The sequence below is a fragment of the Paenibacillus sp. J31R30 genome (assembly GCF_059692115.1).
In genome coordinates, this window is record NZ_JCAUAV010000002.1 from 1184676 (window position 1) to 1199604 (window position 14929).

General features: G+C 45.5%; 10 protein-coding genes and 2 pseudogenes. 11 read left to right on the plus strand and 1 reads right to left on the minus strand.

Annotated elements, in window-relative coordinates:
- Positions 1 to 58 precede the first annotated feature (58 nt).
- The 9 genes from AC58QO_RS10940 (at position 59) to AC58QO_RS10980 (ending at position 11422) form a co-directional block, all read left to right on the plus strand.
- Complete coding sequence (locus AC58QO_RS10940) at positions 59 to 1018, plus strand: carbohydrate ABC transporter permease (protein WP_497265320.1); 960 nt, start codon at positions 59 to 61, stop codon at positions 1016 to 1018.
- A complete protein-coding gene (locus tag AC58QO_RS10945) occupies positions 1018 to 1854 on the plus strand; it encodes a carbohydrate ABC transporter permease (protein WP_497265498.1) in 837 nt (278 codons plus the stop codon). The genes AC58QO_RS10940 and AC58QO_RS10945 overlap by 1 nt, the downstream gene beginning before the upstream one ends.
- A gap of 86 nt (positions 1855 to 1940) precedes the next feature.
- Positions 1941 to 3644 carry a sensor histidine kinase gene (locus tag AC58QO_RS10950; protein ID WP_497265321.1) on the plus strand — a complete coding sequence of 568 codons (1704 nt, stop codon included), beginning with the start codon at positions 1941 to 1943 and terminating at the stop codon, positions 3642 to 3644.
- Positions 3645 to 3672: 28 nt separating this feature from the next.
- The gene (locus AC58QO_RS10955) at positions 3673 to 5229 is read left to right on the plus strand and encodes a response regulator transcription factor (protein ID WP_497265322.1); all 1557 of its coding nucleotides are present in this window, start codon (positions 3673 to 3675) and stop codon (positions 5227 to 5229) included.
- A 123-nt stretch (positions 5230 to 5352) separates the two neighbouring features.
- The gene (locus AC58QO_RS10960; protein ID WP_497265323.1) at positions 5353 to 6681 is read left to right on the plus strand and encodes an ABC transporter substrate-binding protein; all 1329 of its coding nucleotides are present in this window, start codon (positions 5353 to 5355) and stop codon (positions 6679 to 6681) included.
- 72 nt (positions 6682 to 6753) lie between these two features.
- Complete coding sequence (locus AC58QO_RS10965) at positions 6754 to 8841, plus strand: glycosyl hydrolase 115 family protein (protein WP_497265324.1); 2088 nt, start codon at positions 6754 to 6756, stop codon at positions 8839 to 8841.
- A 71-nt stretch (positions 8842 to 8912) separates the two neighbouring features.
- On the plus strand, positions 8913 to 9476 hold the full coding sequence (locus AC58QO_RS10970; protein WP_497265325.1) for a GNAT family N-acetyltransferase: 564 nt from the start codon (positions 8913 to 8915) through the stop codon (positions 9474 to 9476).
- 164 nt (positions 9477 to 9640) lie between these two features.
- On the plus strand, positions 9641 to 10549 hold the full coding sequence (locus tag AC58QO_RS10975; protein WP_497265326.1) for a glycoside hydrolase family 43 protein: 909 nt from the start codon (positions 9641 to 9643) through the stop codon (positions 10547 to 10549).
- A 168-nt stretch (positions 10550 to 10717) separates the two neighbouring features.
- Positions 10718 to 11422, plus strand: a complete 705-nt coding sequence (locus AC58QO_RS10980; protein ID WP_497265327.1) for a phytanoyl-CoA dioxygenase family protein — start codon at positions 10718 to 10720, stop codon at positions 11420 to 11422.
- A gap of 24 nt (positions 11423 to 11446) precedes the next feature.
- On the opposite strand, the gene AC58QO_RS10985 is transcribed toward AC58QO_RS10980, so the two are convergent.
- Positions 11447 to 12274 (minus strand): helix-turn-helix domain-containing protein, encoded by an 828-nt coding sequence (locus AC58QO_RS10985; RefSeq protein WP_497265328.1) that lies wholly within the window; start codon positions 12272 to 12274, stop codon positions 11447 to 11449.
- A 698-nt stretch (positions 12275 to 12972) separates the two neighbouring features.
- Between AC58QO_RS10985 and AC58QO_RS10990 the strand changes: the two are divergent.
- Positions 12973 to 13497 (plus strand): annotated as a pseudogene (locus tag AC58QO_RS10990) (3-keto-alpha-glucoside-1,2-lyase-like domain-containing protein); the annotation flags it as partial.
- Positions 13498 to 13605: 108 nt separating this feature from the next.
- Positions 13606 to 14814, plus strand: a pseudogene (locus AC58QO_RS10995) (right-handed parallel beta-helix repeat-containing protein); the annotation flags it as partial.
- Positions 14815 to 14929 lie beyond the last annotated feature (115 nt).

Here is a 14929-nt window from a genome sequence, read left to right on the forward strand (position 1 = left end):
TTAAGGTATCAGATAACAAGCGAATCACGTAGCGCTTTGAACAGGAGTGGAAGCATTGATGGAAAGCACCGTGCTGCAAACGGACAGTTTGCTTGCAAAACCGAAGAAAAAGAAAATTCCGTTTCTGAGCCGATGGGAATCTCCCGTGGCCGGTTACCTCTTTTTATCCCCTTGGCTGATTGGATTTTTCCTGTTAACACTAGGGCCAATCCTGATGTCCTTGTATTACTCATTTACCGATTATTCCTTGCTGGATGTACCGCATTGGCTCGGCGCACAGAACTACAAGCACATCGTAATGGAAGATGATACCTTCCGTGAGTCCATCAAAGTAACGATGCTGTTCGTCGTGTTCTCCGTACCATTGAAGCTCGTTACCGCCCTTCTGGTAGCGATGCTCTTGAATAAGAAAATCAGAGGGATCTCATTTTATCGGACGATGATCTACTTCCCATCTCTGATCGGGACGAGTATCGCAGTGTCCATTCTATGGAAAAACATTTTCAGCAAAGATGGCTTTATTAACCAAGCATTAGCGCTTGTCGGCATTCAAGGCAAATCGTGGATTGCTGATCCAGATACAGCTTTAGGAACGATCATATTGCTAGTCGCTTGGCAGTTCGGCTCCGCAATGATTATTTTTCTTGCAGGACTCAAACAAATTCCAACAGATTTGTATGAAGCATCCTCCGTTGATGGTGCTAGCAAAGTCAGACAATTTTTCACGATTACACTGCCGATGCTCTCACCCATCATTTTATTCAACTTTGTGCAATCGACGATTAACTCCTTCCAGATGTTTACACAAGCGTTTATCATCACCAATGGAGGACCAGTTAATTCAACCTATGTCTACGTAATGTACTTGTATGAGCGGGCTTTCTCAAAGTTTCAAATGGGCTATGCTTCAGCGTTAGCATGGATTCTACTCGTCATTATCGCAGTAGTAACGGCACTAATATTCGCTACCTCTAAATACTGGGTCTACTATGAAACGCAAGGAGGGAAGGGGAAATGATGGCAAGACGCCAAGGTTTAACCCATCTTTTATTACTCATTTCAAGCATCATCATGATGTATCCGGTTTTCTGGTGGCTCGGAGCTTCCCTCAAAAGCAATGATGAAATGCGTTCGCCAAATTTATTTCCCGAAACATTTCGTTGGGCTAACTATACAGAGGGCTGGGTATCTGTTCCTAATTACGACTTCAGCGTGTTTTATATCAATAATTTACAGTTAATTACTGGCGTATTGTTCACAAGCATTGTATCCTGCTCATTGGTCGCGTTTGCTTTTGCACGACTTGATTTTCCGCTGCGCAAGCTGTGGTTCGGCATTCTGCTTGTCACCTTAATGCTGCCGACACAAGTAACGATCGTACCGCAGTACGTGTTATTCAGTAAATTTGATTGGATCAATACGTACTTACCTTTCTATGTACCCCATTTGTTAGCCGGCGGTGTTGGTGGTCCGTTCTTCATCTATTTACTTGTTCAATTCATTCGTTCGATCCCGAAGGAGCTGGATGAGTCTGCGAAAATGGATGGCTGCTCGTGGTTCGGTATTTACTGGCGCATTATAATCCCATTGACCAAGCCAGCGCTTGTCACCGTCGCCATCTATTGCTTCCTCTGGAACTGGGATGATTTCTTTGGTCAATTATTGTATATTAATTCCGTTGATAAATACACGGTTAACTTAGCGTTGAAATTGTTCATAGATTCAGCGGGAACTGTGCCGTGGGGGCAAATGTTAGCTATGTCCTTAGTATCAGTCATGCCTGCCGTGATCATTTTCTTTATTGCTCAGAAGCATTTCGTCGAAGGTATTGCTTCGGGTGCTTTAAAAGGATAAGCTTAGGAATGACTAGGAAAGCTGCTGCATTTGCTGCGGCTTTCTTTGCATAAGGGCTTAGTTTGAATCCTATGGAGGGCAGACATATGCTGCAAAATCCTTTTAAAACGTATCGCATAATCGCGGTATATTTCTTCAGCTCAGCCATCATTATTGCGATGTTGATCGGCATTGTCATTGCGGTTAGTTATTCGGGAACTTCGAGCGAAATTGCTTCGAATACATCCTTCTATCAGCAACGCTTGCTAAACGAATTGAGCAAAAAAATGAGCACGAGCTTAATTGGCATTGAACAGACCTCGGGAACCTCTGCCAAGAATGTCGATCTCCTTTACGGCCGTTTGCGAGATAAGGACGCTTATGAGCGCCTTCAAATAGAGACGGATCTGCAGAGTCAATTGAAATATCTTGTTTTCGGAACACCGATTCTGCAATCCATCCATGTGTATTCGGATTACCCGTTTACATCGGATACCCAAGGCCCTGTTACGTTCTTCCGGATGTCGCAATTAGATAAGGAAGCGTGGTATCCGAGTATTTTGGAAACGGACAGCGCTTGGCTTGGTGAGCACAAAATCATGTCCAATGGACGTGAAGAATCGGTTATCAGCTTCGCCCGCAAAGTCATCAATAACAGCAACCAGTATTACAGCTTGATGGTTTTTAATATTAAAGTATCGAGTATTCGGCATTTGATTTCAACGGAAGACGATACAACCAATATGGCTTTACTTGATGTAGCAGGCAGATTGATTACACATTCCGGCAACAGCAGCAAATTGCAGCAAGCGACACGTACCTTGAAAGGTGAATTGGGTAAGCCTAGTGGTTCATTACGCGCTGGAGATGACTTCTTCGTTTGGGCGAAATCACCCGATTCGCAGTGGACACTCTTCGAGGCAAGCTCTTGGAGTGACATGACCAAGGGAAGCAAAAGCATGGCGCAGCTGTTCCTCCTTCTCGGGGCTACGACGATTGTGCTCGTGCTGCTGCTAACGTTGTTTCTATCCAGCAGATTTATGAGACCGATGAATCAATTGATTCGGGCCATGGGGCAATACTCGCCAGGCGAAGAGCAAGGGTTACCCACCGACTATAAGAATGAGTTCGGTAAATTATTTCAAGGCTATCGCAAGCTGACTGGGCGTATCGAGGACCTTTACGAGTCTCTGCGTGAACAGCATGTGCAGCAGCGGGCAGCCGAGCTGAAATCGTTACAAATGATGATCAATCCGCATTTTCTCTATAACACATTGGATCAGATCAATTGGACGGCGCTTGAAGCCGGACAAAATAAAATCAGCTCCATGCTGGCGCAAGTAGCGAGTATGTTTCGTTTAGCCCTTTCTAATACGAATAGTCTGGTGGCTGTAACAGAGGAAGTCGCCCATATTGAGCACTATCTGAAATTTCAGCAAGTGCGATGGGAAGAGAGAATGACCTACTTCATTCAAGTAGATGAGAGCAGTAAGAACTGCTTAATGCCCAAAATATTTTTGCAGCCATTCGTAGAAAACGCATTTATGCATGGTTTTCATGGTGCTTCTGAGGCTGAGATACGTATAGAGATACATCGAGACGAAGACAACTTATGTGTAACGATTACAGATAATGGCAAGGGTCTCAGTGATAATTGGCAGAATAAGCCTAGGAAGCGCGGGGGCTATGGTCTTCGCAATGTGAAGGAAAGACTGGATGCATTATTCGGAAATCAATATAGCTTACAACTAAGCAATCGGGAGCAAGGCGGGGTTCAAGTCGACATTCGATTCCCACTATCAGACCAATAACAACACACAACATAAGGGAGCAGCGCGTATGTGGAAAATAGCCATAGTGGATGACGATTTTCAGGTTTTGCGAGGCTTACGGCATATCATTCCATGGGCTGAGCTGGATGCTGAATTCGCTGGAGAGGCAATAGACGGAGAAAGTGGATTGGAGCTAATCCGAGAAGTAGAACCCGATATCGTAATAACGGACTTATATATGCCTGGCATCAGCGGGATCGAAATGATCGAGAAATTGCGCGGAGAAGGCTTTCAAGGCAGGTTTATTATTCATAGCGGTTACACGGACTTTGAGTATGCTAGGCAAGCGATTCGATTGGATGTTGATGATTATTTGAATAAACCGATCACCATTGAACAAATTCGTGAAGTATTGTTTCGAACGATTGGTCAGTTGGAAGATTTCTATTTGGAGAAAATGGAAAAGAAGAGGCTTGTTAGGTTTGTGCAAAACTATGAGAAGCAAATGGCAGACGAACAGCTTGCAGCTCTGCTTAATGGTACCCTTCAAGCGAATGCGGATGAACTGAAACTGCCCAATTCAGAGGTATATTGGACAGACTATGATCAGCAGGTCGTTGTGCTCGAGCTGGTGAAGACAGATCGGATCACCGATATTTCGGTGGCGGATTGGCATTTATTTCGCTTTGCGATGTCCAATATAACCAAGGAGTTGACACAGCAGGAATGGCCGGAATCGGAATTTATTTGGCTTTTCGGGCCGTATTCAGCTTTGGTTCTGCATATTCCCCGTAGTGAGACTGCAGCGAAATCTCTGGAGCGATTAGCTGTTTTCATAGAAACACTAACCAGCAGTATGCTGCGATATTTGGGCTTAACGGTGAAAGCGGCAGTTGGCGAAAGAATTAGCAAGTGGGAAGATTTGAAACAGTCAGCGGACGTTGCTTTCGAGTCGTTGCAGGCAGTTGAACAGGGGCAAGGGGCAGTGGATCTCGTCAGATACCTTTCACAGTCTCTGCAGGAAAGCAGTGAGGAAGAGCTATGGACGCATATTCAGCGGTTCATTGATCGGCAAGAGAACTCGGCAAAAGGCGGTGACCCCAAATTATTCTATCGGGTGCTAGCCACGGAAATTTGGACACTGCTGCAATATGCCGCACAGCAAGCAGACATGACGATTATCCAGACGGAAGATAATGAGTTAGTCTCGACGACGGATACGATAATTAATCGTGTGGATGTGGAGAGCTTTTTGCAAGCGAAAGTGAAGAGCATTGGGTTGAAGCGGCAGCCAGCCATTAACCAGAAGCATAAGGGAGCGGTCGATTTCATGCTCGGCTATATTCATGAGCATTATGCCAAGGATATTACGATGGATGAGCTTGCAGGGCAGCTGTTTATTTCCAAAAATTATCTGAATCAACTGTTCAAAAAGGTAACTGGGGAAACGTTTATGAACTATGTCATTCGTGTAAGACTTGAAAAAGCGAAAGCACTATTGCTAGAAGGCCATCTGTTGATTTACGAAGTTGCAGAGCAAGTTGGATATCAAAATGTGCCATATTTCAGTACGCTTTTCAAAAAATATTGCGGAATTAACCCAAGCGATTTGCTGAAAAAGTAAATTTTCCCTCCTACTTGTTTCAAATACTGAAAGAAATCAGTTCGATCCTCTCCTATACCGTTGCGTCTTTCAGATATACGATAAGGGTGTGAGATCGACATATGCGAGAGGGGTAATTATACAATGAAAAGAAAATTAATGACCGCTGCACTATCACTTGTTGTCATGGCTTCGGTAACAGCTTGTGGCTCCAAATCAGAGGACACAGCTCCTGCGAAAGCATCGGTTCAGCCGACAACAGCAGCTGCTGCAACACCAAAGGCAGAACCAGCCACGCCTGTTAAGCTTCGTATTGCTTGGTGGGGTGCGCAAGAACGCCATGATGCGACGCAGAAGGCACTTACGCAGTATACGGCTCTCCATCCGAATATTACTTTTGAAAGCGAATTCTCAGGCTGGGACGGCTACTTCGACAAGCTTGGCGTTCAATTTGCAGCGAAAAATGCCCCTGATATTATCCAAATGGATGCTGCCTACTTGAATGAGTATGTTGGACGTAATTTGGTTGCTGATCTAGCAAGCATTAATGTAGCGGATATGGATAAAGCGCTGATCGAGTCAGGCAAAGTAAATGGCAAGCTCTTCGCAATGCCGCTGGGAACTGCAGCACTTGGTATGGCTTACGATAAAACGGTGATCGAAAAGCTTGGCTTGAAAGCACCAGCATGGGATTGGACTTGGGATGATTATTATAAGTTCGGTCAAGAGGCGAAGGCCAAATTAGGTAAAGATAAATACGTTTTCGTTGATCAAAGCTCAGATTTAGTTGACTATACAGCGTTTCAACTTAGTCAAGGCAAAGGTCAATCGTTCACAGATAACAAGCTTACCATTGATAAAGATACTTGGATTAAGTACATGAATAAACAAACTGAAATGAGAAAAGCGGGGATTGTGACTCCTGCGGATATTACCGTAACGGACAAAGAACTTGATCCGAAGCTGGACAGTGTCGTCAATGGAACTGCGCTTGCTCGCCATATTTTCTCCAATCAAGTAGGTGCCATTAGTGGTCTTAAACCAGACGCCTTCTCCTTCACAACACTGCCTAAAGCAACACAAACAGGTGGTTGGTTGAAACCGGGTATGTTCTGGAGTGTGAATTCAGGTTCTAAACAACAGGAAGAAGCGAAAAAATTCGTTGAATGGTTCATTAATGACCAAGAAGCTGGGAAAACATTGGCGCTCACACGTGGTATTCCAGGCAATGCGAAAATCGTAACAACACTTGCTCCTAATTTCAGCGCGACTGACAAAACATCCGTTGATTTTATTAATAAAGTGGGTCCTGCAGCACAGAAGTTCGTAGCTGAACCGCAAGGCTGGGGTAACTTCAAGAAAGATTACAAAACGATCGTAGAGAAAGTTATGTTCGATAAAGCGACAGCTGATCAAGCTTATGAGGAATTAATGAAAAAAGCGAAAGAATACGATGCAGCAGTGAAAAAATAAGATTGCATAGAATCATGGCGGTGTCGCTTCTTAGGACGCGCCATGATTTTTTACTTCGATAGGGGTGTAGCGATGAGTTCACAGGGGAAAAGCCATGCAAGTATGCGACTAGAGGGAAGGATTTCAATTTGTCCGCCGGATCGATTAGCTTCTTCTGTTCGTCATGCTTTACAAATGTTTGTTAGAGATTTCAGGACTGTGCTCGGCGCTGAAGCAGTTACCGTCAACGATCCGGAGCAGGCGGAGCTTGTCGTACGCTATGCACTGGAAAGCGATGGCTGTGCCGCACATCCGGAAGCATTCGGGCTTCGTTTTACACATGATGGTGAGAAGACGCAGCTGCATATCGTTGCCAACGATGATTTGGGGCTTGTTTTCGGTATTCTACACGTGAGCGAGACGGTGTTAGGGATTCATCCGTTTTGGTTCTGGATGGATCAGTCGATTCAGACACGGACTTCGATCGATTTGAATTGTGAAGCGTATGACTCACCCGTTGCTAAAGTCAGATTTAGAGGCTGGTTTGTCAATGATGAGGTATGCCTCATCGGTTGGAAAGAAGCTTATCCGCCTTCACGCGAAGTGTGGTTACCGGTTTTTGAAGCGCTGCTGCGTTGTGGCGGGAACATGGTGATACCGGGAACAGATCTGCCGAAGACTGGCATTCATTTGGAGCTTGCAGCTGAAATGGGGCTTTGGATTACCCATCATCATGCAGAACCTCTGGGCGCAGAAATGTTCCTGCGAGCCTATACAGGCAGATCAGCCAGTTATAAGGATGCCCCTGAATTATTTGAAAAGTTGTGGTTGGAAGCCATTGAAAAGCAAAAAGACCAAAACATCCTGTGGGTGCTCTCATTCAGGGGGCAGGGTGATAAGCCTTTTTGGGAGAATGATCCTTCCTTTGATACACCTGCCAAGCGGGGAGAAATGATTTCCCGTGTGATTTATCGCCAGCATGAAATGATCAAGGAAGCTGTTGAAAATCCCGTTTACTGTGTGGCTTTATACGGAGAAATTGCTGAGCTGTACAAGGGCGGCTATATTGATTTGCCTCACGATGTGATTAAGATTTGGGCCGATAATGGCTATGGCAAAATGGTGTCTCGCAGACACGGCAATTTGAATTTGCGCATGCCGGCGCTGCCAGCTGCGGAAGATGGAGGTAAGCATGGCATCTATTACCATGTGACGTTCCATGATCTTCAAGCATCGAATCATCTTACGATGTTCCAGAGCCCGGCCTCCTTTGTTAAGCAGGAAGTGGAGTGTGCATTTGAAGCCGGATGTACCGATTATCTATTGTTGAATTGTGGGAATATCCGCCAGCATGTGTACATGCTCGATATTGTTCGCGAGTTGTGGCTGCAAGGAACAATGGATACAGAGACTCATTTACAAGGGTTTGTTCATCGCTATTATAGGAGTCATCAAGATGATATTTCTGATTTATATCGCACCTATTCAGACGCGGCAATCGCTTATGGTCCCAACTTCGATGATCGGGCTGGTGACGAATTTTATCATCATCCTGCGAGAAGACTGATTGGCCATTGGATGCAAGGACGTACGAGTGAAGCAGATAGAGGTTTACTTTGGGCGACGGGGGAAGTCAGTTTTACTGAGCAGGTACGTTGGTTCGAACATCGTAGTGAAGAAGGGCATACTTCTTGGACACTCTGGGTCGAGAAATGTGAACATCTGCTAAGCAAGCTGGATGGAGATGACAAGCAGCGGGTTGTTGACCACTTGTGGCTGCCCGGTGTCATTCATCAGACAGGTTCAGAAGGATTTCTTTATCTCTGCCGATCTTATGCTGCAGCTCGCAGCGAGGAGTATGCGCAAGCATTCGTATATGCATCGGAGTCGCTATGGTGCTATAACAAAGGATTACAAGCACTTCGCTTAGCTGAGCACGGCAAGTGGGCACATTTTTATCGTGCTGATTGGCTGACCAATATCACAAGCACTGTCAATAATATAGATACACTGCGCCGATTCCTGCGGATGCAAGGGGATAGTCCAGACTTCTTCCATTGGTACAAAGAATACCTCATGCCAGAAACAGAGAAGTATATTTACTTGGAAAACACACATCGGAATCCGCTATCGGATGATGAGCTTGCTGTACAATTGCAGCACTATTTTAGTAAGCAATAGTAACGCAGTTTGAACCATTCTTTATTACGACGTATAATAACAGGAGCTCTAGATAAAGGATGATGGTATTCATGACTGGGAATGATGGAAGAATCTATATCCGATTTCTGGATGTAGCTGACACAGATGATTTACTGAATCTCATGCAGCGTAACCGTCAACTATTTGAGGGAGTATGCCCTGCGCGCAATGCATCTTTTTATACAAGAGAAGTGCAAGAGAAGAGCATTGAAAACGGGAACAAACAAAGAGAAGAAGATAAGCGATACGCTTTCGGCATTTTTCTAAATGAAACGCAACAACTCATTGGTGATATTTCGCTTTTTGAGGTGCAGCGTGGGCCGCATCAGAAGTGCATTCTCGGCTATAGTTTGGACGAGGCGCATAATGGAAAAGGGTATATGACAGAAGCGATTCAACTTATATTGAAATTTGCTTTTGAGGAGGCGGGCCTACTGCGAGTAGAAGCGGGTGTGATGCCGCGAAATTTGGGGTCGATGCGCGTCTTGGAAAAGGCGGGCTTCCAGCAAGAAGGACTCGCTCGCAAATTGTTGGAAATAAATGGCGTACGCGAGGATCACGTGTTGTTCGCCATGCTGGCTGAAGATTATGAACATGATGGCAAAAGAGAATAGTAATCGTGAAACAAACAGCGGTAGCTTCAGACTTTATTCTTCAGGTCTGGGGCTGCCGCTAATTTTTTTCATATAAATGTGCATAAAGGGTTCGAATTAGTACTACTTTTTGACCGTCGATATCCGTATAATAAAGAAAAATAATCACTGGAGGACTAGTTACAATGAGTTTACTTCAATTAAGCGATATTCATTTTCGCGACCCATATATCTTAGTTGATCAGACGAACGGCAAATATTATTTGTACGGTTCCACGGGGCAAAATGTGTGGGAAGGTCCAGCAATCGGATTTGATGTTTATGTGAGTGAGGATTTAGCTGGATGGGAAGGCCCATATCAAGCTTTCCGTCCTTCGCCGGAGTTTTGGTCCAATAAACACTATTGGGCTCCGGAAGTATACGCGCGTGATGGCCGCTATTACATGCTGGCTAGCTTTAAGGCCGAAAATCGGTGCAGGGCAACTTGCTTGCTTAGCGCTGATTCGCCGCTTGGGCCGTTTGAACCTGCTGGTGATACACTTACACCCCGGGATTGGGAATGCCTAGACGGCACGCTGTACGAAGATGAAGCGGGGATTAAGTGGATGATCTTCTGCCGAGAGTGGCTGGAAGTAAAAGACGGAGAGATGTACGCCGTTCAGCTGGATGCGGATCTTCAGAAAGCCGTTTCCGAACCGATCCTCTTGTTCAGAGCTTCTGAGGCCGCTTGGTCGGTTGGTTTTGGCGACGATAAAAGCAACTATGTCACGGATGGTCCTTTTCTTCACCGAATGCCGAATGGCGAGCTTGTCATGCTTTGGTCAACGACAGGAGTAAACGGATATACGATGGGCTTAGCGCGCTCTGCCTCGGGCAAGGTGACAGGACCTTGGACACAAGACGCCGAACCGCTGAATATTCGCGATGGCGGGCATGGGATGTTATTTCATAAGCTTGACGGTACGCTGCAATTGACCATTCATCAGCCCAATAAGCATCCGCTAGAGCGGCCAGTTATATGGCCTGTGCTTGAAAGCGATGGGGTTCTTCGAATAGTGGAACAGGCTCAAAGACCGATTCAAGTTATACAATAGGACTGCCGTAGATCCCCGATCTGCGGTTTTTTCTATTCTTAGTAGCAATTGCACATGACTCGACTGAACAAATTTGCTACTTTTGACTATTGCCATAGCAAGAATGCTGATAATTTTTTCGGTACGATAAAAGTGTAGCAATGATAGGATACTGAGGAGGCAAACGCGATGTCAGAAATTACGAGCTTTCATCTAACAGAGGAAATGATCCAGCAGTTTTATCGGGAGGGTTATTTCTACGCACCGGGTTTTATTTCCCAAGCAGCCGTGGAGGCGATTAATAAGGAGAATGCCGAGTTCGCGAATGCGAAAGGAAACGGGCAATGGACGAGTCATGCCATTATCGATATCGCCAAGGAAAGGGATACCTATCCTGAAACAACTAGCTTTCTGACGAATCAAGATATTGTCCGTGTATTTGAACGTATTTTAGGTGATGAAGTTAAGCTGTGGATGGGCATGTACGCCGTTGTAGAGCCTCAGGGGAAAGGACTCGAGTGGCATCAGGATAATCAGTATACACACATTCTTGGTCATATGCTGAATGGATTTATTGCACTTGATCATATCTCGCAGGAAAATGCAGGACTTTGGCTCGCTCCTGGCTCCCATTTACTGGGTCGGCAACCGAATCTAAATACAGAAGAGGGACATAGGCGAGCAGCAGAGCCAGCCAATGGAACGCCTTGCAACCCAATGGCACCGGGGGATGCGGTATTTTTCCATCGCGAAACCCTTCACCATAGCAAAAAGAACCATACGGATAAGCCTAGACGTGCCTATGCGTTCCAAGTTGGTGCAGCGAGCTGTCGTTACGCCAAGACGGGCAAGCTGCTGGAAGATCGTGTACAGCTTTCAGGTTTCCATTTTTAGGAGTCAGCTGGTGAATAAAATATGTTATCGCTTTCGATAATCTCGCGGAGTCAGCCCGTGCAGCGATTTAAACACTTTGTTGAAATAACTGGCTGATCCGAAGCCACAGTCTAGCGCAATTTCTGTAATGGACTTAGATGTGGAAAGCAGCATATGTCCCGCATACTGCAGTCGCAGCCGGATGATAAATTCATTCGGGGTTAGACCCGTCACATCCCTGAACTTCGTATAAAACCAAGTTCGTTTGAGGTTTGATCGTTCAATCACTTCGTCCATATCTATTTCCTCAGACCAATGCTCCATCATGTACGCGACAGCAAGAACAATACTGCTTGGGGATGAAGCATCTATTTGCTGACTCCTCATAAGGGTTTGGTAGTACCTGTGCATATGAACAAGCATTTGGATCATCAAGGCTTGCTGTTGAAGCTCCCAGCCAGGAAGGGCTTGCTTTCCCTCCTCAAGGGCTTCAATGGCAAGTCTTTTTACTGCTTGTGCGTAGACAGTGTCTGCCGGAATGAGCGGAGATGTATCTGTTGTATAAAAAGGTGTGAGTAAGCTGGAACCTCGGGGGATGAACCCGACGAATGATGGGGAGAAGAGAAGCATAATCCAACGACTGGGTTGGTCTTCATTTTTGGTCAAATTCCAATGCGGCTCAAAGGGACGCAATAAGATAATATCTCCTGGTTCTGTATAAAAATAAGCATCTCCGAGCTTATATTTCATGCCATGGTCAAGTGCGATGCTGACCTCAAGCGCATCGTGCATATGTAAATCATGATCGGTAAATTGGGCGAATTTCTCTTGAATGGTGTATCCAGAGGTTAAAGCGATAGTCTGATACCGCAAAAGTTAGCCCCTCCTAATCGTCATTTTCTTAAATCTTAGTATAACTTTTTTCCAAAATGAAGTCTTTTGCTAATTGTTCTACATGAACGAACCTTTCGATTGATATAGTTGCACAATAGTCTGAAATTACCGAATTAATTCCCCCATCCGCGCCTTCATTTCACGATTAGTCCTAAATAACCCACCTAAATCGCCACAAACAAGTCGCACGCTCAGAAATTGAGGGAATCGTTCGGCAGAATCTGACTATTTGCCCTCGGAAGGAAAAAAATCTCGCTTTAATTTGGAGATTTCGGACTAACGTCGGATTCCGCGAGAACTTGCGTAACGACAGCCTCCCCAACCCCGAAACTAACCAAATGATTATCATCTGAGATAGTGATTACAACTGGTTAAGGAGACCTATTTTTACCTCGGATAGTTAATTTATGTAAAAATGATTATTGCCGCACCTGGTAATCACTGGATATAGTCGGGGAGTGACATCGAAACAAGCTAGTTCCTCTTGGAAGCCGGGAGAAATGAGGGGGTGTCAGGCTTTTGATGGCTTAGCATCATGATGAAGTGGTAGTAAGATGCAAATGTTAACGTGTTCATTTAGAATGAAATCACTTGAAGGAGGAAATTCAATAATGAAAAAGCTTAAACCTGCACACACCCTTACGGCGCTTGTATCATCCACGCTAATCGCTGGTATGATGATCATTCCATCCGTCTTCGCAGCTAATTTATTCAGCGATAATTTCAATGATGGGGATGCAAGCGGCTGGTCGACGCAGAATGGCACATGGACGGTGGTTCAAGAGAATGGCTCCTATGTGTATCGCCAGACCAGTTCAAATGAAGGGCGCGCATCAGCGGGTAATGCCTCATGGACGGATTATGCTGTTGAATCCAAGGTGAAAATTGATAATTGGAATGGCACCAATCGAGCGTATGTTGCGGGCCGTTATCAAGATGGAAACAATTTTTATGCGGCATCTTTGTATAACAGCAATGGAGGCAAGCTTGAAATTCGCAAAAAAGTAAGCGGTTCCAGTACGACGTTGGCTACATTGGATTACCCGCTTACCGTAGGTACGTGGTATACCGTCAAGCTAGAACTGGCTGGATCGACAATTCGCATGTATGTGAATGGCACTTTGCAGCTTACAGCAACAGATTCGAGCTTAAGTTCTGGCGGCATTGGATTAGTGGGCTTTAAGGCAGCGGTAAGCTTTGATGACATCCTCGTTTCTGATAGTGCGGGTGCAACATCGACACCAGCGCCAACGCAGTCGACATCACCGTCACCATCAGCCTCACCGTCGCCGTCACCATCAGTTCCACCTAGCGCTTCGCCATCACCTACGCCTCCTCCAACGGCTGGCGCAGTATATGTGGCTCCGAATGGCTCGGATAGTAATCCAGGAACATTGGCGAGTCCGACAACACTGAGTTCGGCGCTTACTAAAGTGGCTCCTGGCGGTATCATATATTTACGTGGCGGCACGTACAGCTATAGTAGTCAAATTACGATTGATCGTACGAATAACGGCACAGCTAGCGCAATCAAACAAATCGAACCTTATGGCTCAGAGAAACCTGTCTTGGATTTCTCATCACAGAGCTACAATATGGCAGACGTATCCCTCAATGCTAGAGGCTTGCAAGTGAACGGCAGTTACTGGACCATCAAGGGTCTCGAAATCAAAGGCTCAGCCGATAATGGCGTATATGTAGCAGGCAATAACAATCGATTGGAAAATTTGGATGTCCACGATAATCGGGATACAGGTGTACAACTTGGCAGATACGCTTCTACGGCACTCCGCAGTGAGTGGCCAGCGAACAACACCGTATTAAATGTGTACTCACACGACAATTTCGATCCAGATAACGGGGAAGACGCGGATGGATTCGCAGCTAAGCTGACCGTTGGACCTGGCAATGTGTTTGATGGTTGTATCTCATCATACAACACGGATGATGGTTGGGATCTGTACACGAAATCAGATACGGGACCTATTGATCCAATCACGATTAGGAACAGCGTAGCGCATCATAACGGTCAAACCTCATCGGGGAACTCGACAAGCAGCAGCGACGGGAACGGCTACAAATTAGGTGGGGAACAAATCGCAGTCAACCATATTGTTACGAATTCCGTTGCTTATCTCAATAAGAAACACGGGTTTACCTTCAACAGCAATCCAGGCTCAATTACTTTAAAAAATAACACATCATTTAGCAACGGAGAAGGTAATTTTACTTTTGACACAGGCACGCATTCCTTCACGAATAATTTGTCTTACAAAGGAACGTCTAGTGACAAGACGAGCGGAACTGATGTAGCTAGCTCAAATGTGTGGTGGAAAAGCGGTAAGAGCACGAATGCTGCAGGCCTCCTAGCAAGTGATGCAGATTTCGTAAGTCTAACGCCGACGCTAACGCGGAATGCCGATGGTTCACCGAATTTAGGCAACTTCTTGAAGCTTGCCACAGGCAGTGACTTGATTGGCGCAGGAACACCTAGCGGAACTAATATTGGTCGGAATTAACATAAAGGAAGTTGGCTTGTAACCACGGATTTAACTGCAAAGCTGAACGGGTCCAAAGTGAAAAGATTGTTGACCAGCTACAAATAAACCGTCTGGGTAGTTGACCTGGGCGGTT